This is a genomic window from Oryzibacillus soli, assembly GCF_051594765.1.
Taxonomy (GTDB): Bacteria; Bacillota; Bacilli; order Paenibacillales; family NBRC-103111; genus Paenibacillus_AR.
Genome location: NZ_JBPPGJ010000005.1, coordinates 267770 through 288518 on the forward strand (window position 1 = coordinate 267770; position 20749 = coordinate 288518).

16 protein-coding genes are annotated in these 20749 nt (G+C 55.8%); all 16 read left to right on the plus strand.

Annotation, left to right across the window (positions count from 1 at the left end):
• The first annotated feature begins 320 nt into the window (after nt 1-320).
• The 16 genes from ACSEXW_RS08950 (at nt 321) to ACSEXW_RS09025 (ending at nt 20748) form a co-directional block, all read left to right on the plus strand.
• On the plus strand, nt 321-2621 hold the full coding sequence (locus tag ACSEXW_RS08950) for a DEAD/DEAH box helicase (RefSeq protein ID WP_438445783.1): 2301 nt from the start codon (nt 321-323) through the stop codon (nt 2619-2621).
• The gene (locus ACSEXW_RS08955; RefSeq protein ID WP_438445784.1) at nt 2618-4111 is read left to right on the plus strand and encodes a ribonuclease H-like domain-containing protein; all 1494 of its coding nucleotides are present in this window, start codon (nt 2618-2620) and stop codon (nt 4109-4111) included. The genes ACSEXW_RS08950 and ACSEXW_RS08955 overlap by 4 nt, the downstream gene beginning before the upstream one ends.
• A gap of 252 nt (nt 4112-4363) precedes the next feature.
• On the plus strand, nt 4364-7468 hold the full coding sequence (locus tag ACSEXW_RS08960) for an efflux RND transporter permease subunit (RefSeq protein WP_438445785.1): 3105 nt from the start codon (nt 4364-4366) through the stop codon (nt 7466-7468).
• Between the two features lie 22 nt (nt 7469-7490).
• Nucleotides 7491-8768, plus strand: a complete 1278-nt coding sequence (locus ACSEXW_RS08965; protein WP_438445786.1) for an efflux RND transporter periplasmic adaptor subunit — start codon at nt 7491-7493, stop codon at nt 8766-8768.
• 15 nt (nt 8769-8783) lie between these two features.
• Entirely contained in the window at nt 8784-10526 is a 1743-nt protein-coding gene (locus tag ACSEXW_RS08970; protein WP_438445787.1) for a hypothetical protein, read from the plus strand.
• A 131-nt stretch (nt 10527-10657) separates the two neighbouring features.
• Complete coding sequence (locus tag ACSEXW_RS08975) at nt 10658-11467, plus strand: Fpg/Nei family DNA glycosylase (protein ID WP_438445788.1); 810 nt, start codon at nt 10658-10660, stop codon at nt 11465-11467.
• 14 nt (nt 11468-11481) lie between these two features.
• On the plus strand, nt 11482-12315 hold the full coding sequence (locus ACSEXW_RS08980) for a deoxyribonuclease IV (protein ID WP_438445871.1): 834 nt from the start codon (nt 11482-11484) through the stop codon (nt 12313-12315).
• Between the two features lie 19 nt (nt 12316-12334).
• Nucleotides 12335-12685 carry a cyclic-phosphate processing receiver domain-containing protein gene (locus ACSEXW_RS08985; RefSeq protein ID WP_438445789.1) on the plus strand — a complete coding sequence of 117 codons (351 nt, stop codon included), beginning with the start codon at nt 12335-12337 and terminating at the stop codon, nt 12683-12685.
• 15 nt (nt 12686-12700) lie between these two features.
• Nucleotides 12701-13468 carry an ABC transporter ATP-binding protein gene (locus ACSEXW_RS08990; protein ID WP_438445790.1) on the plus strand — a complete coding sequence of 256 codons (768 nt, stop codon included), beginning with the start codon at nt 12701-12703 and terminating at the stop codon, nt 13466-13468.
• Nucleotides 13469-13620: 152 nt separating this feature from the next.
• Nucleotides 13621-15303, plus strand: a complete 1683-nt coding sequence (locus ACSEXW_RS08995; RefSeq protein ID WP_438445791.1) for a serine/threonine protein kinase — start codon at nt 13621-13623, stop codon at nt 15301-15303.
• A gap of 158 nt (nt 15304-15461) precedes the next feature.
• On the plus strand, nt 15462-16628 hold the full coding sequence (locus ACSEXW_RS09000; protein ID WP_438445792.1) for a P-loop NTPase family protein: 1167 nt from the start codon (nt 15462-15464) through the stop codon (nt 16626-16628).
• Complete coding sequence (locus ACSEXW_RS09005; protein ID WP_438445793.1) at nt 16618-17856, plus strand: TadA family conjugal transfer-associated ATPase; 1239 nt, start codon at nt 16618-16620, stop codon at nt 17854-17856. The genes ACSEXW_RS09000 and ACSEXW_RS09005 overlap by 11 nt, the downstream gene beginning before the upstream one ends.
• A complete protein-coding gene (locus ACSEXW_RS09010) occupies nt 17853-18692 on the plus strand; it encodes a type II secretion system F family protein (RefSeq protein ID WP_438445794.1) in 840 nt (279 codons plus the stop codon). Before ACSEXW_RS09005 ends, ACSEXW_RS09010 begins: the two co-directional genes overlap by 4 nt.
• Nucleotides 18692-19504 (plus strand): type II secretion system F family protein, encoded by an 813-nt coding sequence (locus tag ACSEXW_RS09015; protein ID WP_438445795.1) that lies wholly within the window; start codon nt 18692-18694, stop codon nt 19502-19504. Before ACSEXW_RS09010 ends, ACSEXW_RS09015 begins: the two co-directional genes overlap by 1 nt.
• A gap of 15 nt (nt 19505-19519) precedes the next feature.
• Complete coding sequence (locus ACSEXW_RS09020; RefSeq protein ID WP_438445796.1) at nt 19520-19744, plus strand: Flp1 family type IVb pilin; 225 nt, start codon at nt 19520-19522, stop codon at nt 19742-19744.
• Between the two features lie 35 nt (nt 19745-19779).
• Entirely contained in the window at nt 19780-20748 is a 969-nt protein-coding gene (locus tag ACSEXW_RS09025) for a hypothetical protein (protein ID WP_438445797.1), read from the plus strand.
• The last annotated feature ends 1 nt before the right edge of the window (nt 20749 follow it).

Sequence of the window (20749 nt, forward strand, 5' to 3'; positions counted from 1 at the left end):
AAGCTCTAAGGAAAATGAAGCTTTTCCCGGGAAACCGCAGGAAATGACAGGAGTTACGGGAATTTTCTGACAACTCGCACGCCGCATTCATGCAGGTTCATCATGATTCGACTCCGATATGCGGAAAGATGAAGGAAATGTCAAGTTGAAGCCCTTGTACGGCATAATGCCGGCAGGGGCTTCTTCGGTTTTGTCAGGATCCCGGAAAGGGCTTCGGCATCGGACGATTTTCGTTGTCATGCGAACGTGTATTCTGTACAATGGAGAGAGATATTCCGGTCTTGCGCATCGCCAAGAGACCGCCGGAAGGAGTACCCCGCATGAATCCTTTGACAGGCAAAGCATCTTCCGTACAGGAAACCATAGAGATTCTGAAGCATACTCCCGAGATAAGGGAGAACATCACCTTATGGCATATCATTCCGCCGAGGGAGGCACAGTACGCCCCCTTCCCGCAGGAGATGAATCCGAAGCTGCAGGAGGCTCTTCGGTCGAGGGGAATCCGCCAGCTGTATGTGCACCAGGCGGACGCCTTTCGAACCGCCTCGTCCGGGAGCCACGTCGTGGCGGTAACCCCGACGGCTTCGGGGAAGACCTTCTGCTACAACCTGCCCGTGCTCCAGAAGATTCTGGAGGACGACAGCGCACGTGCGCTGTATCTCTTCCCGACCAAGGCTCTGGCACAGGATCAGGTAGCGGAGCTGCAGGAGTTCGTGAACCTGATGGAGGTGGACGTGAAAACCCACACCTATGACGGAGACACGCCGCCGACGGTCCGTACGGCTATCCGGAACGCCGGACATATTGTCGTGACCAATCCGGACATGCTTCATTCCGCCATTCTGCCCCATCATACGAAGTGGGTGAAGCTGTTCGAGAACATCAAGTACATTGTGATCGACGAGGTGCATTCTTATCGAGGCGTCTTCGGCAGTCACGTGGCTAATGTGCTCCGAAGACTGAAGCGGATCTGCCGGTTCTACGGCTCCCGGCCGCAGTTCATCTGTGCCTCCGCCACCATCGAGAACCCCAAGGAGCATGCGGAGCGACTGATCGGGGAGTCGGCGGTGCTGATCGACAACAACGGGGCTCCCGCCGGGGAGAAGCACTTCGTGTTCTACAACCCGCCGGTTGTTAATCAACAGTTGGGAATCCGGAAGAGCAGTGTCCTTGAGACGCGCAAGATCGCCGCCTTACTACTGAAACATGGCGTCCAAACCATCGTCTTCGCCCGCAGCCGGGTTCGCGTGGAGATTCTTCTGACCTATCTGCAGGATATGGTCCAGCATGAGCTGGGCACGAAGAGTATTCGCGGGTATCGGGGCGGTTATCTGCCGAAGCAGCGCCGGGAGATCGAGAGGGGGCTGCGCAACGGAGAGATCCGCGGGGTGGTCAGCACCAACGCTCTGGAGCTTGGCATTGATATCGGCCAGCTGCAGGCCTGCGTCCTGAACGGCTATCCCGGCACCATCGCCAGCACCTGGCAGCAGTCCGGCCGTGCGGGCAGACGCCAGGAGAGCTCGGTTACAGTGCTGGTGGCGAGCAGCAATCCGTTGGACCAGTACATCATCCAGAATCCCCGGTATTTCTTCGAGCGGCCGCCGGAGCGGGCCTTGATCTCTCCGGACAATCTGATCATCCTGGTGGACCATATCAAGTGCGCCGCTTATGAGCTTCCCTTCGAGCAGGGGGAGAAATTCGGCGAGGAATCGCTAGCCGACGTGCTGGAGTTCCTGACGGAGGAGCAGATTCTGCACAAGGTGCAGAGCCGCTGGTACTGGATGGAGCAATCTTTTCCGGCCCATGGCATATCCCTGCGCTCCGCGGCTCAGGAGAACATCGTCATCATTGATATGTCCAACGGCAACCGCGTCATCGGTGAGGTAGACCGGTTCAGCGCTATGACGCTGGTTCACGAAGAAGCCATCTATCTCCACGAAGGGGTCCAGTACCAGGTGGAGAAGCTGGATTACGAGGAGAAGAAAGCGTACGTGCGTCTTGTGGACGTAGATTATTACACCGACGCCAATCTTGCCGTATCGCTGAAGGTGCTGCACGTGCAGAAGGAAGCCAGCGCCGAAGGGCTCCTTAGGCAATTCGGTGAAGTGACGGTGAACGCGAAGGCGACGATCTTCAAGAAGATCAAGCTCCGCACCCACGAGAATATCGGCTCCGGACCCATCCATCTCCCGGAGGAGGAGCTGCATACCAGCTCCTATTGGTTTACCTTCGGCGAGGAGCTGACCAAGAGCAGAAGCGCCAACGACATGCAATATGGGCTGTTGGGCATCGCCAATATGCTGGTGCATATCGCTCCGCTCTACCTGATGTGCGATCCGATGGACATCTGCGTGGTGCCCCAGGTCAAGGCGGTGCATAACAAGCAGCCTACCGTCTTCTTCTACGACCGGTACCCGGGCGGTGTGGGCTTAAGCGAACGGCTCTATGAGGTACACGGTGAGCTGCTGCGGCAAGCTCGGGAGATGGTGGACCGGTGCACCTGCCTAAGCGGATGCCCGGCCTGCGTAGGGCCCATCGAGGAGGTAGGGCTCTTGGGCAAGCAGCTGGCTAAGAATCTGCTGGCTGAGCTCTTGCCCTCTTCAGAAGGAGGCCCGGCATGAGCGGGCTGAAGGACCGTCTGAAGCGGTTGACGGGGAGCGGAGGCGGGACAGGAACACCGCAGCCCAGCGTGGCAGAGGAGCAATCTTCTGCAGGCGGGGAGGAGGAGCTTCGCTCCGGCGGGAACGAAGCCGAAGCCCCCTTGGCAGAGGAGGCTCTGGACGCCGAATGGCATCCTATCGAGGCGGCTCTGGTGCGCAGCGACTGGGGGTCGTTCATCCGGCGCCGCCGGGTTTATCCTCCGGACTACATCCATGGGGAGTACGTATTGTCCGATCTGAAGCGGAACGCTGCCGAGCTTGCAGCCTTCCATCCGGGCGAGAGCGTCAGCTGCCGTGACCTGCTCTTCTTCGATACGGAGACGACCGGCCTTGGAGTGGGCGCGGGCAACGTGCCGTTTATGATCGGAATCGGATTCTGGGAGGAGAACGGCGGGTTCGCCGTGGAGCAATTCTTCATCCGGAACCCCGCCGAGGAGCTGGCCATGCTCGCATACTTGAAGCCCTTGATGGAGCGCTACCCATTCCTGGTGTCCTATAACGGCCGAAGCTTCGACTGGCCCTTGCTGAAGAACCGGTTCGTCATGAACCGGATGAAGGAGGGCATCGCAGAGCCCAGGCATTTCGATTTTCTGTATCCCTCGAGAGCTTTGTGGAAAAATACGCTGCCTTCCTGCCGTCTGGGCAAGGTGGAGGAGGCCCGGTTGGGCTTTCACCGGGTGGACGACGTGCCGGGCTCCATGGCGCCGACGCTTTACTTCCAATACCTGGCTGAGAACCGGCCGGATATCATGGCGCCCGTATTCCTGCACAACGAGATGGATCTCTTGTCCTTGGCCGGGTTGGCCGTCCTGTTCGCGGATGCCCTTGCGGGCCGGTTGGATACGGAGGCCTATGGCCCGGAGGAGCAATTCCGGCTGGGCACGTGGCTGCACAGAATGGGCAAGGAAGCTCTGTCCCGCCGGATTCTGCGGGACCTCGAGCCCGCCTCCGGAAGGTTCCCGGTGGAGGCGGATTACTTATATCTCCCCTTAGCCGCCCATTTCAAGCAGATCGGAGACTGGCAAGCGGCACTTGCACTATGGAAGGCTGCCATTCAGAAGGCGAAGATGGACGGAGCGGGAGGGATGTCTTCCCTGGAGCCTTATATCGAGCTGTCCATGCACTATGAGCACCGGGAGAAGGACTTTGAGACGGCGCTTCACTATGCAGAGGAGGCGCTGCTATGGGTGGAAGAGAAGCGGACGGCCTTTCAATCCGTGCTAAGGCGCAGCAGACTGGGCGGGCAGAGCCGTGTATTATCGGATGGGGGAGAAGAGACAGCCGGCCGCGCCCGCAAGGGCGGTCTTCAGGAGGCGGCAGCCGATCTGGAGAAGCGGGTTCTCCGTCTGCGGTCGAAGCTGGCGAAGGCCGCCCAGCCGAAGACGCGGTCCGCGAGGCTCCCGCGGCCGGAATCCGTAGCCGGCGTCCAACCGCCGATGACTCTCTTTTGACATGGCCCGAGCGGTCATCTTTTCTAGATCAGAAGGAAAGTCATACCGCAGTCATATTCTAAAATATGACCTTCGTCACTTGGTTATATATGACTATACCCACCTGTCAAACTGACTTTTTCCCCGTATAATCGAATGTAGTAACTCATGATTTCCGTTAGGGAGAAAGGGGTTCGTATTCCGTCAGAGAGAAACCATCAGGAAGTACATAAAAAATAAGGAAAGTGAACGAAGTGGAGGGAACCAAGCAACATGACGTTGTTGACCAAGTTTTCCATGAAGAACATTGCTGCAGTGTTCATCTTGATTCTGCTTCTGACCGGCGGAGGCATCTATGCAAGCTCCAGCCTGAAGGTCGAAAGCATGCCGGACATTTCCTTCCCGGTCGTAATGGTGAGCACCCAATACGCCGCGCCTCCGAAGGATGTCCTGGACAACGTGACCAAGCCGATCGAGAAGGCGGTCGCGAACCTTGAGGGACTGAAGAATCTGACGTCCTCCTCGATGGACAATTTCTCGTCCATTGTCATTGAGCTGGAGCAAGGACGCAACACGGACGACGCCAAGAAGGACGTCGAAAGTCTGATTGCGAACGTCAAGCTGCCTCAGGGCTCTGAGAAGCCCAAGGTCATGACCTATGGATTCGCATCCCAGCCGGTGTATTACATGTCCGTATCCGGCGTGAACGGGATGAACCAGTCGGAGCTGGACCGGATTTACCGGGATGTGATCGAGCCCGGCTTCAACTCCATTAAGGGGATCGACCACATTGACTCCATCGGGGATCAGGAAGCCCAGCTGAACATTCGTTTGGATGCCAATGCCCTGCACCAATACGGATTGACCCCTGCCCAAGTGACCGGGACGATCCAAGCCTCTCTGCTGTCCAGCCCGGCAGGTTCCGTGGACCTGGATGGCCGGACCGAGATGGTCCGCGTTAAGGGCGAGCTGAATACCATCTACAATCTGGATAACATGAAGCTGATGACCACAACCGGCAATACGCTTTCGCTGAAGCAGATCGCCAAGGTCGAAGCTATCAACGAAGCGAAATTCATCGCACGCCTGGATGAGAATCCGGCCATCGGCATCCATCTCTACAAGACGAAGGATGCCAATGCGGTCGAGTTCGGAGACGCGGCGGATCAGTGGATCTCCAAGTGGGAGAAGGAATATCCCAACATTAAGTTCCACGCCGTTTACAACAGTGCGACGGACATCAAGCATTCCATCAACGGGATGATCCGCGAAGGCGGCTTAGGCGCTCTGTTGGCCTCGCTCATGATCCTGGTGTTCCTGCGGAATTTCCGGATGACCCTGATCGTTTTGGTCTCCATCCCGCTGTCGCTCTTGATCACCCTTATGGTCATGGCCCCGCTGGGTATTTCCCTGAACATCATGACCCTTGGAGGCATGGCTATCGCCGTAGGCCGGGTCGTGGATGACAGTATCGTCGTCATCGAGAACATATATAGTCAGCTTCAGAAAGCGCAGGAGCGCAACGAATCGGTCATCATGCTGGCAACGAAACAAGTGGCGAGCGCCATTACGTCCTCCACCATTACTACCGTCGGCGTATTCGCTCCCATCGCCTTCGTCAGCGGTGTGGTCGGCGAGGTATTCCGCCCGTTCGCCATTACGCTGAGCGTCGCGCTGCTGTCGTCCTTGCTGGTAGCCTTGACCGTCATCCCCATGCTGGCCAAATTGCTGGTTATGCGGAGCGCCAGCATCAAGACCCATGATGAGAACCATGTGGGCAAGATGGGACAGTTTTACCGCAAATCGCTGAACTGGTCGCTGAATAACCGGATCAAGACCATTCTTTTGTCCGGCCTCTTATTTATCTTAACCATCGTACTTGTGGTGCCGAACCTGACCAGCTCCTTCATGCCGGAGAGCGACGGAGACAAATCCATGCTTCTCCAAATTCAGCTCCCGCGGGAAACCTCCTTCGAGTCGATGGATGCCACCATGAAGCAGCTGGAATCCGATCTGCGCGAGCAGAAGGACCCGGAAGGAAAGCCCAAGTTTACGTACATCGAAACGCTGGTCGGCTATAACTTCTCGGCGGACCGTTATTCGTACCAAGCCAGTATTTTCTCAGAGTTCTCCAAGGCAACGGAAGCCAAGCCGGCGCTGAAAGAGCTGAAGGAATCCGTCAAGGCCAATCTTCCTAAGGGCTCCGAGGTGGATGGACAGCTGCTCAGCATGGATGCCGGCGGCGGCGGCGTAGACTTCTCTTACTCCTTGAAGGGTGATGACCAGCTCCTTCTGAAGGAAGCGGCATTGAACATCAAGGAAAAGATGAAGGAACACGATGAGCTGTACGACATCAAGGACACCTTGGGTGAATCCAAGATGGAGATCGAAGTGGAAGTGGATCAGAATAAGGCGCGTCTGTATGGGATGACCTCGGCGCAAACCATTGAAGCCGTTAACGGATGGATCAAGGAAACCCAACTGGGGGACCTGAAGTTCGATAATGTAATGTACAAAACCGTTCTGGAGCTTGATCCGCAATTCAAGAACTCAGTCTCCAGCATTGAGAACATCCCGATCAAGACGGTCACAGGCACTACGATCGCTTTGAAGGAAATCGCCAAAGTTCGTGAGATCGACGCACCCGTTACGATCAGCCGCGAGAAGCAGCTGGAGGTCGTAAAAGTGAGTGCAATGATCGACAGCAAGGACAAAGGCGGCGTCAGCCAGAAGGTATCCGCCGAGCTGGATAAGCTGGAGCTTCCGGCTGGTGTAAGCCGTGAAGTATCCGGGGTGTCGGACGATATCGCCAACAGCTTCTCCGAGATGTTCGTCGCCATGATCGCCTCCGTATTCATCGTATATCTCATCATGGTCTTGGCCTTCGGCAACGCAGGTGCTCCGTTTGCCATCCTGTTCTCTCTGCCGCTGGCAGCTATCGGCGGTCTGTTGGGACTCTTGGTAACCCGTGAATCTGTCAACGTCACCTCTTTGATCGGTTTCCTGATGCTGATCGGTATCGTCGTGACGAACGCCATCGTTCTCATCGACCGGGTTCAGCAGCTCCGGGATCAAGGCGAATCCGTTCGCGATGCGCTGATGGATGCCGGTACGACACGGCTGCGTCCGATCATCATGACGGCGGGAGCCACCATCTTCGCCTTAATGCCGCTTGCCTTGGGCATGTCGGAAGGAACGATCATCTCCAAAGGATTGGCTGTTGTGGTCATCGGCGGTTTGACCACTTCCACCTTGCTGACGTTGGTCGTCGTACCGATCATGTATGAAATGATCCATGCCTTTAAGGGGAGAATGGCCCGCCTGTTCAAGAGAAAGCCGAAGACACCGGCTCAACCGACCATTACCGTATCCGAATAATAGAGCGGAAGAGGAGAAAACCATGAGTGCGAAACGATTCAGATTAAGCAAATGGGAAACTAGCATAAAGCTGATGGGTGCGGTCACCTTGAGTATGGCCATCATGGCCGGCTGCTCCGCCGGGTCCGGTGCATCCAGCTCGTCACCTGCACCGACATCCGAAGTTCAGACCATCAAGAGCGTCAAAGCCGCAAAGGTGGCCAAACAATCGATCGGCGCACCGTTGGAGCAGGTAGCAGACGTGCTTCCGATCGTGCAGATCGACATTATGGCGAAGTCCGGCGGGGATGTGCTGGAGGTTCTGAAGCGCCGGGGAGAGATGGTTCAGGCGGGAGATGTGATTCTGAAGCTGGATCCGAAAGACATTGAGTTGTCCCGTGAGAAGCTTCAACTGGCCTTGTCTAACAGTGTGACTGCACTGGAGAATGCCCGTAAGGATCTGACCATTAAGAAGACGGAAATGGCCAATGGAGTAGCCAAAGCGGAGAGAGGTTTGGCCGAGTTGACTCGCAACTATAACGAGCTTCGGAATAACTACGATCTGGGCTTGGTCACCGAGGTACAGTTGGACCAGGCAGGGACTCAATTGAAGAATACTCAGCTGGACCTGGATATTTTGAAGCAGCAGCAAAAGAATCTGGAGACAACCGACAACCTCTCCGGGTTGGCGTACCAAGTGGACAGCTCGCGTCTTGCCATGAAGGAGCTGGAGCGTTCCTTGGAGAATCTGAATGTGAAGGCTCCGGTTAGCGGTGTTCTGACGGATATGCCAATTGTGTCCGGCATGACGTTGACTCCCGGTTATCGAATCGGCCAAGTGCAGCAACTGAATCCGATCAAGATCAAAGCACTCTTGACGGAAGACGGTGCCAAGCTGGTCCGGGGGAAGAAGGAGCTGAACTACAGCTTGCCCGGCACAGAAGTGAAGGGTAAAGCCCCGTTGACCTTCTTGTCGGATGTGCTGGATTCCCAAAGCAAGTCCTATGAAATGGAGCTGGAGGTTAAGAATGAGGATGGCAAGCTCCGGCCCGGAATGAAGGTTCAGATTCAACTGACCGATGAGCAGGAGCAGATCGTCGTAGCCGTGCCGACTCTGAGTATTGTCCGCGAAGGCGGAGACTCCTTCGTGTTCGTCCTGAAGGGAGACACGGTGGAGAAGCGCCTTGTGAAGCTGGGCCGTCTGAATGGCTTGAACCAGGAAATCCTCTCCGGCGTACAAGAGGGAGAATCCTTGGTCATCTCCGGCCAGAACCAGCTGAAGGACAAGGAAAAGGTACAAGTCGCAGCGGATAATAAATAATCGGAGGGCAAAACCGTGAATACGAAATGGACCAGAACGATAACAGCTGTAGCGGTTTCAGCCGCTTTAATGACTCAAGGGTTGGCATTGACCGCTTATGCGGATGCCGGTGTTGGCACCACAGCCTTACATAGCGTGCAGTATCAGCTGACCCAAGCTCTCAAAGCGGAAGTCAAGAGCGTATTAAGTGATAAAACAGAGGGCGGCGTACGGATCGCGGTCGTCATCCGCCTGGAGAACACCGGCAGCCGGGTTATGCGTGTGCCGGAATACGAGCTTCGCGCCAAAACCACCGACGGCTTGGAATACACGCTGGCCGGAAGCTTAACGAACTACAAGTCCATTCTAGCGAAGGAAAAGATCGAGCTCAGTTACATGGCGTTCATTGACCGGGATGTAGCCGTTTCGATCGATGAGATTGAATGGGTGAAGGTTAACAAATACGTGTATCCGATGGAAGAGACCGTTATGCTTTCCGTTCCTGCATCAAGCATGACTTGGCAGGGAGAGGATTCTGTTATCTCTGAGCCTGCGGCACTGAAGAAGTGGGGTGAGGCCTTCCGCATTCCGGTTCTCTCGGAGAATCTGGAGTTTACCCCGCTGTTCACCGTCAACCAGAGCACAGAGCAGGGGCCGGTAACTTTGGTGGCCATGCTGGCTGAGAATAGGGGGGAACGGACGGAAACTATTCCGGCGTTCACCTTGGAGGGACGTTCCGAAACGAAGAGCTTCCAGGGCGTCATGGTTCAAAGCAACGTGGAGCTGAAGAAGGGTGAGAAGAAAACCATTCACTTCCTTATTCCGCATGAAGCGAATGAGACCTTGAAGAGCGTCAATGTGGTTACACCGGAGAAGTTCGTAACCCTAGGCAATCAGGCGGTCGGATATACGGTCGGACGCCTCAACATCTTGCTCCCGGCCAAGGACAATACGATCTGGGATATGGTTCCGCAGTATAAGATGGGTGACGCCATGGTATTTGATCCTTATTCCAAGCTCGTCGACCGGAATCTCAGTGTTTCCTTGATCGATCTGACAATGAACGGAAACGATGCGGACGGCTTCCAGACCATCATGGCGAAGCTGGTTGTTCGCAACAATCATGACCGGCCGCTGGCGCTTCCGGCCCTCGGCATGGAGCTCTCCAGCGAGGATGGCTATACTTACGTCGGCACCCGTCAAGACGGCGCTTCCCAGATCCTGATGCCGAAGCTGGGCTATGTGGTGAACTACTCCTTCACCGTTCCTAGCTCGGAAAAGGGTGACAAGCTGCTCCTGAAGATGTTGGACGATCAGTTGGTCAGCACCATGGCTCCGCAGCTGAAGGCCTCCTACGGCGTTCCGATCTCGGCTTATAAGGTAGTGGCACAGCCGGTAGTGAACACGGGCGATGAGCTCTCGTTCTACCCCTATTCCGTGAAGTTGAAGTATTGGAACATAAATACGGATTCTTCCATGGTTACTAATTACACCTATAGGATCAAGATGGATCTTGACATTAAGAAAACTGAAGATGTGGTGGTCAATGCTAAATCTTCCTACATGAAGCTTGAGCTCGTGGACAGTGTCGGCAGGGTGATCGGTGCCCAAAATTTTAGTTTCACAGGTAACAATGCTTTAATAAGTGGTGAACAAACTCTAACATTCTCGAATATCTCTACGTATCAACACTTGTATCCCATGCAGGTGCGGGTGTACGAAGCTGTTCAAACCCCGACGGGCGAAGCGAAGCGGTTGGTTAAGGTACTGAAACAATAAAGAATCGACACCCTGTTCTCGTGAACAGGGTGTTCTTTTTTTGGGGGATGGCATCCGCGTTGTATAAAACCGATCGCTTCTGGATCATCCTAGGGGGTGGATGGTAAATTGTGCCACGGAGGACTAGACCCATGCCCGAGCTGCCCGAAATGGAAAATTACCGAAGGCTACTAACCCCTAGAATGGTGGGAAAGCGGATTACCCGTGTTACGGTGACTCGAGAGAAGTCTGTCAACGTCGATGCCGCAGCATTCGTAGATCGGGTAGCTGGACGTACGGTGACGGATATTACCCGCCGTGCCAAACACCTGCTGTTTCACTTGGATGGGGATCAGGCGCTCCTTCTTCATCTGATGCTGGGAGGTGTCCTGTTCTGGGGCACAGAGCAGGAAAAGCCGGAGCGCACCGTTCAGGTGGAACTGCAGCTTGGAGAAGCCAGCCTACACTTCATCGGCTTGCGGTTGGGCTATCTTCACCTCTATCCGACTGCGGAGGTTGATGATGTGCTTGCGAAGCTGGGCCCTGAGCCGATGTCACCCAGCTTCGGAGAAGCGGACTTCAGGCTGGCGCTTGGCAGAAGGAGGGGCTATCTGAAGCCTGTACTGGTCGATCAAGGCGTGCTCTCAGGAATTGGAAATTGCTACTCGGATGAAATCTGCTTCGATGCCGGTATCCTGCCCCAGACCAAGCTTGAGAACCTGCAGGAAGCCGATTGGAGCCGGCTTTACCGCAGTATGAGAAGCACGTTGGCCGAGGCCATTGCACACGGCGGTTATATGGATCTGCCGCTATTCAAGGGCGATGCCTTGACCGGCGGCTTCGATGCCCGATGCCGGGTGTATGACCGCGAGGGGGAGCCGTGCGTTCGCTGCGGAGCATTGATCCAGCGGGTGGATTTTGCATCGAAGAAATCGTATTCCTGCCCGGGGTGCCAACGATGAAGGGGGCAGACGGATTGAAGGTTGGCTGTCACATTAGCATCCGCCGCGGCTATCTGCAGGCAGCACGTACCGCGAGTGCCATCGGAGCGGATGCATTTCAATACTTTCCCAAGAATCCCAGGAGTCTGGCCGTGAAGGAGTTTGACCGCAGGGATGCGGAAGCCTGCGCTGCATTTTGTGCTGAGAACAGGATCGTCAGCATTGCCCATACGCCTTACCCGGTTAACATGGCTCATCCCCATTCGGCGCTCCGGGACGCAACCGTCGCATCCCTGCGCAACGATCTGGAAATCGCAGAAGCCTGCGGATCGGTGGGCATCGTGGTGCATTTCGGCAAATCGAAGGAAACAGACCCGTTACAAGGCTACAAAAATATCATACAATGTATGAATGAAGTCTTGTCCGGCTGGAAGGGAAGCACCTTGCTTCTCCTGGAAAACCAGGCCGGTGAAGGCGGCCCCATGGGAACCACTCTGGAGGAGCTCATCTCCGTCCGCAAGCTGGCGGAGCATCCGGAGAAGATCGGATTCTGCTTGGATACCTGCCATTTGTTCGCCAGCGGCGTATGGCGGAAGGGAGAATCGGCGGCTTGGATGGACAACGGGGCGAGGCTAGGGTTCTTCGAGCACCTGAAGGCTGTCCATCTGAACGATTCCGTATATCCCAGCGGTTCCTGCAAGGACCGCCATGCGAACATCGGACAGGGATATATCGGCTTGGAGGATATACGGACATTTCTTGGCGGATTGGGCGGAACGGGCTTACCGGTTGTTCTGGAGACGGGCTCCGGTCCGGACGGTACCCACCGGTCGGAGATCGGTCTGGTCCGTAGCCTGTTCCCTAAGTGAACAAGAAGGGGGTCGTGTATTGGAAGGAAGCATCCACGTATACTTGGATGACGCTCGCCGGAAGCCGCCGGGCTTCGTGCTGGCCCGTAACGGCAAGGAGCTTCTGCAGCTGCTGGAGGAATGCGAGGTGGAGGTTCTGTCGATGGATCACGATCTTGGATGGGATCAGCCGAACGGCTTGGAGATTGTCCAAGAGATGGTCAGGCGTGGCCTTTACGCAAAGGAAATTTATTTGCACTCCTCCAGCTCCATGGGACGTATGAACATGTATCAGCACTTATACCAATACAAGCCGAAGGAAGTCAAGGTATATTTGTTTCCGGTGCCCGATGAAGTTATGAGGCGGATTGCCGGAAGCGGGAAGAGATAGAGAGGGAGAAGAGCGATGGTATCATTGGAGCGAATTCGTTTTGTAAGAGAGCAGCGGATAATATTGGACGACGTCAACATCCGGATGGAGCCGGGGGAGCATTGGGTCATTCTGGGCCGCAACGGTTCAGGCAAAACCACCCTGTTGGAGCTGATAACCGGCTACCAATTCCCCACTTCCGGTAAAGTGGAGGTTTTGGGCAACCGTTATGGCGAAGTGGACGTTCGCGAGGTCCGCAAGCATATCGGCTATATCAGCCAGTCCTTAATTGAACGCCTGGCTCTGAAGGATCCCGTCTTGGAGGTGGTGGCAACAGGAGAATACGCATTCCTGCGGTTCTACCAAACCATTGAGCCGGCTGTCCTGGAGAAGGCGGAAGGGCTGCTGCGACAGGTCGGGCTTCACCATCTCAAGGATCAGCCTCTGGGCACCCTATCCCAAGGCGAACGCAAAAAAGTGATCCTCGCACGCGCTTTAATGCTCGCACCGGAGCTTCTGATCATGGATGAGATGTGCGCCGGGCTCGACCTCTTCGAGCGGGAGAAGCTCCTGAAGGACATCGAGCGAATCGGGGAGGAGCACCATTGTATGATGGTCTATGTTACCCACCATATGGAGGAGATCATGCCGGCATTTACGCATGTGGCCTTGCTGGAGGAAGGGAAGCTGGTGGCTGCGGGTCCGAAGGCGGAGGTTCTGACCGATGCGTTGTTGACCCGGGCGTATGGAATTCCCGTCGAGATCGAATGGTCCCGAGGTCGGCCTTGGGTGAGGGCAATTTGATGGTATAGGAGAAATGGAAAGGCCTGCAGATGCAGGTCTTATTTTATTTTACAACATTAAATACTTATGAGATTAAATTAAAATACTCTTGATTTAACTGGAAAAAGCTGCTTATAATCGGAGCCACAACAGCTCGAACGGAGGAGTTGCCAATGAGATACACTCCCCATCTGCGTCCGGGGGATCTGCTGGAAGGACGTTACCGGATCGTACGTATGCTGGGGCAAGGGGGAATGGGCGCTGTTTTTCTAGCGGAGGACAGCCGGCTTCCAGGAAAAATGTGGGCCGTCAAGGAGATCGCCATGCCGGCCGGAGAACGGGATGCCTTCGCGGCTGAAGCACGCTTTCTGGCGGAATGCAGCCATCCGGGACTTGCCTCGGTTGTAGACTTTTTGCCATCGGAACCCGGACAAGCCGGTTTTCTCGTGATGGAATACATCCAGGGGGAGAGCCTGGAGGACTTGCTTCGGAGAGGCGTGGACTTCGGGTGGGAAACCGTCGTCCGGATCGCCCTGAAGCTGTGCGGTGTTCTGGCATACCTGCACGAGGGAAGGCCTAGGCCGATCATCCACCGAGACTTGAAGCCCTCCAACATCATGCTGGATGCTCAGGGACGCTTAAAACTGATCGACTTCGGAACCGCTCGGCACTATAAGGCCGCTTCGGAGAAGGATACCGTCTGCTTGGGCACTTTGGGCTTTGCTGCGCCGGAGCAGCTCCTGGGCCGGCAGACCGACGCCAGAACGGATCTTTATTCCATGGGGGCCGTGATGTATACGCTTCTTAACGGCGGCAAGATTTTGAATCGCGAAGCGGATTGGCTGCCGCAGAAAAAGCGGGACGCTCCGGATGGATTGCAGGAGGTTATCGAGCGGCTGACGGCAGAGGCTCCCGGAGACCGCTACAAGAGCGCGACGGAGGCGGCTTCGGAGCTGGAACCTTTGCTGACTAACGGACAGCGCAGCGGGGCAAGCGTTTGGCAGCCAGATGGGGTGCGGGACTCCCGACAGCTTAATGCTTCCCGGAAGGGACGGCAATGGATCGTGATCGGATCGCTTACCCCCGGGAGCGGGGCTGGATTTATCACCATGGCGCTTGCCCGAGTACTGAACCGGCATTACCTGAAGCATGCCGTCGTTGAGCATCCAGGTATTCATCCAGATTTGTACCAGACCTTGTTCGGCGAGAGGAAGGCCCCGCGCGGGTATACGTTTCGGACCGAAAAGGTTCGATACGGAGGGGGGCGCTATGGTATGGACGGACAGCAGGAGGAGCCCGGCTGGTGCGACGGCGCGACGGAGTGGGTTCCGCTCCCGCCCCATGTACCGAGAGGAAGCATGGATTGGGATGCCGCCCATACCACCAAGCTGATGGATGCTCTGGAACAGACGGTCGTTCTGATTGACGTGGGGACGCTATGGGAGAATGCTTCCGTCATGGAGCTATGCCGGCAAGCCACAGCCGTCTATCTGGTATGCGGACCGTCACCCGTGCATTTATCCCGGCCGGAAGCGACGCAGGCTTGGCTCCAGCTGGCTAAGCTCCGCGATAACGGAGTGAAGGTGCAGATCCTTGCGAACCGTTCCTGCGGGTTCCGAGGCAAGGAAGAGTGGATCCGCTCTTTGCCGGACCACCCGGTTGCAGAAGTGCCGGAGCTTCCGCTTTCGGAGTTGCTTTCCTGCCAATGGAGCGGCTCGCTGGTTATGGACAAGCAGCAGGTTCTGGATAAGCTGGATGAAGCGTTGAAACCTGTTATTGCGCCGGTTCTCAAGGCCTCCGGCTATCGGAAGCTGTCGCGTTTTCGCTGGAGGTTCTGGCGAGGCCGGAATCCATAATGGATCCGATCCTTCGAGAATTATAAGTTTCTCTTGCAAAAATGGTAAACTCTGCTATACTAACTAGCAAAAGATACCTTTTTCGAGGCAGAAGCACTGCCAACGTTCTTGCAGACGTTGGCGGTGCTTTTTATTTTTTCTGGCGGGGGTAGTGGGAAATGAAGAAGATCCGATTGGGTCTGTACAGTACGGATGCCGAATATTTGTTGCGGGCATCCGCCTACATCAGGGCCTCTTCGTACCGGGAACGGTTCCGGTTGGCTCTATTCACGGAGCTTGGCCATTGTTTGACTTATCTTGAAGGACAGGAGGGCCTTGATGTCCTGCTGGCCGAATTGGAGCCGGGACAAAGCTTGATACAGGATCGGACTGCAGATGCGGACTGCACCTTGATCGTATTGTCTGAGGATTCGGTTATGTGTGATCTGGGAAGTAAGGTGTTCCCCAAGTATCAGCCGGTCAATAAACTGCTGGATGCGGTCCTTCTGGTGCTGAATCAGGGGCAGGATCAAACAGAAGCTTCTGCTTCTGACAGAAGTCCGATTATGGCCGTTTATTCCGCCTCAGGAGGCTCGGGCAAGACCGTATTCGCCTATACGGCTGCCGGCTTGCTGGCCAAGATGGGGCTGCGGCCCATAGCCATTTCCCTGGAGGGCTTGCCCTCATCCTGTTGGTCGTCCGAAGCCGACGAGGAGGACGGCTACGGTAGAGCGCTCTACCATGCGGGGAAGGGGCCGGCATACATGTCCAAGGTGGAGGAGTGCTTCAAGTGGAATGCGGAGAGACGATTTCATTATCTCCCCGCTTCCCGCCACCCGGACGAGCTGCTCCAAATGGGAGAGCAGGAAACGGCTGCACTGATCCACGCAGCGGCGGCCTCACCCAAAGGAAACGTCTTGATACTGGATTTGGACAGCGGGAGGGATCCCCGAACCATGGCGGCCCTTCAAGCATGCGATACGCTGGTTTTCCTAGTGCCGAACCATATGTGGGGACGCGGCAAGGCCTCCGGGATGCTCATGGAGCTGACCGGCTCGAACCGCCAGGGGAGCGGGGTGCTGAGGTACGGCTGTCAATTGACTGTGATGTTGTCGATGTGTGCGGATGCCCCTTCGGGGACGGTCCGAGATGCAGCTTGGGGAAACCCGGCAGCAGCGGTTGATGCGGAAGAAGCGCTGCCCTTGGAGCCGGAATGGCTGAACCTGAAGAATCTCGATCCGCTATCCGGACGAAGCCTTTATCAAGAGCGTGTATTCCGATGGTTAAGCGAATGGGTGAATAACAGCTTGCCTGGTCTAAAAGGAGGGATGCGCCATGACGGATGAGGAGATCGCCTCTTTATTAAGGAACACCATCGCCAGCGGCTTCGACTACTCCCAATCCCTCCCTGATCAAGAACTGCTGGAACGAATAGAAGAGGCGGTATTCCGCTTCTCCCGGCAAACGCCGCTTACCGCCAAGAGAAAGGAAGCTGTGGTCAGACGTATCTTTCATTCCTTCCGCGGTTTGGATGTCCTGCAGCCCTTGTTGGACGACCCCACGGTGACGGAGATCATGGTGAACAGCCACGAGGAAATCTTCTATGAGCGGAGCGGGGGCGTGTACCGGTCTACTGTTACGTTCGATGCGGAATCCAGATTGGAGGATCTCATCCAATCCATCGTATCCAAGGTGAACCGGACGGTAAATGAAAGCCAGCCTATTGTGGATGCCCGTCTGGCAGACGGGTCTCGGATTCACGTGGTGCTGCCACCTGTCTCCTTGAAGGGACCCACCTTGACGATTCGCAAATTTCCGGCGAGACCTATCACCATGGAAGATCTGATTCGGTTCGGTGCGGTCACAGAAGAAGCCTCCGAGTTCCTGCGGACTCTGGTTGTGGGCAAGTACAATCTCTTCATCAGCGGCGGCACCGGATCGGGCAAGACAACCTTCCTGAACGCGTTGTCGGGCTGGATTCCGCCGCACGAGAGGGTCATCACCATCGAGGACTCCGCCGAGCTGCAGATCAAACAGATTCCGAATCTGGTCTCCTTGGAGACCCGCAACGCCAACACGGAAGGCAGGGGGGAGATCAGTATCCGGGACTTGATCCGGGCATCGCTTCGGATGCGGCCGAACCGGATTATCGTCGGGGAGGTTCGGGGGGCGGAGGCATTGGATATGCTGCAGGCTATGAACACGGGACATGACGGCAGCTTGTCAACAGGGCACAGCAATACGGCCGGTGATATGATGAGCCGCCTGGAGACCATGGTCATGTCGGGTGCAGATCTTCCGGTAGAGGTTATCCGGAAGCAGATCGCATCCGCAATCGATGTGATCATCCACTTGAGCAGAATGAGGGATCAGACGAGAAAGGTGACCGAAATCTCAGAGGTGTCCGGATTGTATGAGGGAGAGATCCGATTGGTTCCCTTATTCCGGTTTGCAGACGATGGCGATAGCGGCGGACGGGTCAAAGGACAGCTTCGACCGACGGGGCACGTTCTGTCCGATACCCGCAAGCTGGAGCAGGCAGGCCTCCTGCATAAAGGGGAGGAAGCCGTATGATAAGAGGTTGGTTCAGAAGCAGAAGTTTGCGCATCCGAAGGATGCAGAAGCTTCGAACCGGATATGGAAGAGCGGCCGATTCCGGAACGGAGGGAACGAAGTACGGAATGTACAACCTCCACCCAGCCGAGTCCGCCTTATGCTGGGTAGGTGGGGGCCTTGCCGGATACGCCATCGGCTATCTGTTCTATAACCATCCGATACCGGCGATGCTGTGTGCGTTATCCGGGCTATGGGTTCCCGGCTGGCTCCGTCGAACCCGAATCCGCAAGCGGAAGGAGGAGCTGGCCAGACAATTCCGGCAGGCACTCTATGCACTGGTTTCCTCCTTGACGGCGGGCAGAGCTGTGGAGAACGCGTTCTCCGCAGCAGTAAAGGATCTGCGTCTGATCTATACGGACCCCGGAACGTATATTCTGATCGAGTTTGAGCGAATCGACAACAAGATTCGAAACGGCGAGACTGTGGAAGCAGCGCTGCTGGATTTTGGCAGGAGGTCGGAGCTGGACGAGCTGCTTCAATTCACGGAGGTGTTCTCGACGTGCAAGCGGACGGGCGGCAATCTGGCGGAGGTCATGAGGCGGACGGCCCATATTATCGGGGAAAAGATGGAGGTTCGCCAAGAAATCGGCGTCATGCTGGCGCAGAAGCGGTTCGAGTCCAAGATTCTGGGAGTGGCGCCGCTTGCAGTGATCGGGCTGCTGCAATGGAGTTCTCCGGATTATATGGAGCCCTTGTACGGGAATGCGGCGGGAGCGTTGATCATGTCGGTATGTTTGGCTGTTTTTCTCGGTTGCTGGGTGCTGGCAGGCAAATGGATGGAGTTGAAGCTGTAATGGCAACAAAGTATCGATGGAAGCGCAGCAAAGGCAGCAAGAGCCCTTCGCTTGTCCGGTTTCAGGAAGGGGTGCTTGAAGAGCTGCTCCGGTTCCTCGACCGGAAGAGGGTATGGGAACGATGGCCCTTGTTGTTCCGTGGCATTCATGTTCAGATGGCCGTTCTGCACGGCGTGGAGAAATCTTGGCCGAAGACCAAGCGATGGACGGCCGAAATGATCATGCACGTCATCGGCATTCTGATGATCCTTGCTTTGGCCGCAATCCTATCGGGGCCCCAACATCTGCAAACGACTTGGCTGCTAGCGCCGGTGTACGTATTTTACCGCTATAAAGCTCTTGCAGGAGCCGTTCGAAGCAGGCAGCGGGCCATCGTATTGGAGCTTCCCGAGCTCTTGTGCAAGCTGACCCTGCTTATGAATGCGGGAGAGACGCTGCAACAGGCGATTCACCGAACGGCGCCGGACATACAACAAGCGTCCCATCACCCGTTAATGTGGGAATGGTACCGCTTATCATGCGCTCTCAAGGATAACAAGCCCTTCGTATGGGCGATGGAGGAATTCAGCAGAGCATGTGGGGTGATGGAGGTTTCCATGTTTTCCACGGCCGTTTTGTTGAATTTCAAGAGAGGAGGCACTGATTTTGTGACTGCACTCCAGGATTTATCCCGAACCCTATGGGAGCGTAGAAAGGCCATGGCCCGGACATTGGGGGAGGAGGCCTCGTCGAAGCTTGTGTTTCCCATGATCCTGTTGTTCTGCACGGTTATGGTTATTGTCGCGGCCCCTGCGCTGCTTATGATGAATTAAGAGGAGGCTATTCAGATGTATGGGATGATAAAGAGTAAGGCACGTAATTTCTGGAGAGACGAGAACGGCTTGGGTACCTTAGAGATGCTGCTCATACTGGCGATTATTGTCGTAATCGCCATCGCCATGCGGAAATGGATCATGAAATGGGTGGGGGAGCTGTTCAATAAAGCCAACTCCGACATCGGGGAAATCACGGGTATGGATTCGGATACGATCTCTCCTCCTGATACCCCGTGATTCGGATGCGGCGCAAGCGTCGGTTGCAGGGGCTCATGAAGGATGAAAGGGGCCGTATTCTCATTGAAGCGGCCATCTTAATGCCGTTGGTCATGATCGTTACCCTGCTGCTGGTAGGGGCCGGATATATGGCCTTCAGCCGGGCGGAGCTCATTCAGCGGACGATGGAATGGACAGAGAGGGCGGCTTTCGTATGGAAGGATTCCCACAAAGACCCGGTGACAGGAGCCTTTTCTTATGAGGAGATGGATGACATTTACTCCAGTATGTTCTCAGAGGCAGCCGGACTGTTTAGCTCCGCGTTTCGGGGCTTCCGCCAGGCGGAGCTCCGTCTTCCGGACGGAACAGTCACCGGAGCCGGGAGCTCATCTGCCAAATTGCTCCGCTCCTCGTCGGGAGAAGTTCGTTTCTCAGGAATGGCGGTGCATATCAACCGTTTGGTGGAAGGCGAGGTCCGGGCAGAATGGAAGCGGTATGCTTCCGATCCCGGGCCCCGAAGCATCCTTTTTCCAGCTGCCAAGCGGACTGCGGCTGCCTCTTCCTATATAAGCGATCCCGTGGATATGCTTAGAACGATGGAGCTCATCGGTACCTATTCCGCCAAGCTAAAGAGCCGGTTTGCCACTCCTGAATCGATGACGGAGAAGTTGAAGGGCATAATTCCTGGAAATTTGAGCAGACCGGCCATCCGGTCGGAGCGGGAGGCGAAAGCCTACATCCAGCAATTGGTCCACGGTTCCGCCATGAAAGTAACCACGCCCTACGGGGAGCGGCATATTGATGCTCTGGATCGGGACGGCATCATGCATGAGGCCAAATACACCGTGAACAAAACCGATGCCCAGCTCCAGATCCAAAAGGACGCGGAATTGATCCGGACTGGAGCGGTCAAAGGCGTGGTGTGGCATTTCTTTCCTGTTGCGCGGACAGGCAAGTGCGACATTACACCGAAGCTGCGGAAGAGCCTGGAGGATAACGGGATCATGGTGGTTCTTCACCAGTGAC

Bases quoted from the DNA above. Each gene is read 5' to 3' on its own strand.
- ACSEXW_RS09025 (WP_438445797.1), top strand. From the start codon at position 19,780: ATGAAGGATGAAAGGGGCCGTATTCTCATTGAAGCGGCCATCTTAATG.
- ACSEXW_RS09015 (WP_438445795.1), top strand. From the start codon at position 18,692: ATGGCAACAAAGTATCGATGGAAGCGCAGCAAAGGCAGCAAGAGCCCT.
- ACSEXW_RS09000 (WP_438445792.1), top strand. From the start codon at position 15,462: ATGAAGAAGATCCGATTGGGTCTGTACAGTACGGATGCCGAATATTTG.
- ACSEXW_RS09005 (WP_438445793.1), top strand. From the start codon at position 16,618: ATGACGGATGAGGAGATCGCCTCTTTATTAAGGAACACCATCGCCAGC.
- ACSEXW_RS08995 (WP_438445791.1), top strand. From the start codon at position 13,621: ATGAGATACACTCCCCATCTGCGTCCGGGGGATCTGCTGGAAGGACGT.
- ACSEXW_RS09020 (WP_438445796.1), top strand. From the start codon at position 19,520: ATGTATGGGATGATAAAGAGTAAGGCACGTAATTTCTGGAGAGACGAG.
- ACSEXW_RS08990 (WP_438445790.1), top strand. From the start codon at position 12,701: ATGGTATCATTGGAGCGAATTCGTTTTGTAAGAGAGCAGCGGATAATA.
- ACSEXW_RS08960 (WP_438445785.1), top strand. From the start codon at position 4,364: ATGACGTTGTTGACCAAGTTTTCCATGAAGAACATTGCTGCAGTGTTC.
- ACSEXW_RS08950 (WP_438445783.1), top strand. From the start codon at position 321: ATGAATCCTTTGACAGGCAAAGCATCTTCCGTACAGGAAACCATAGAG.
- ACSEXW_RS08965 (WP_438445786.1), top strand. From the start codon at position 7,491: ATGAGTGCGAAACGATTCAGATTAAGCAAATGGGAAACTAGCATAAAG.
- ACSEXW_RS09010 (WP_438445794.1), top strand. From the start codon at position 17,853: ATGATAAGAGGTTGGTTCAGAAGCAGAAGTTTGCGCATCCGAAGGATG.
- ACSEXW_RS08955 (WP_438445784.1), top strand. From the start codon at position 2,618: ATGAGCGGGCTGAAGGACCGTCTGAAGCGGTTGACGGGGAGCGGAGGC.
- ACSEXW_RS08975 (WP_438445788.1), top strand. From the start codon at position 10,658: ATGCCCGAGCTGCCCGAAATGGAAAATTACCGAAGGCTACTAACCCCT.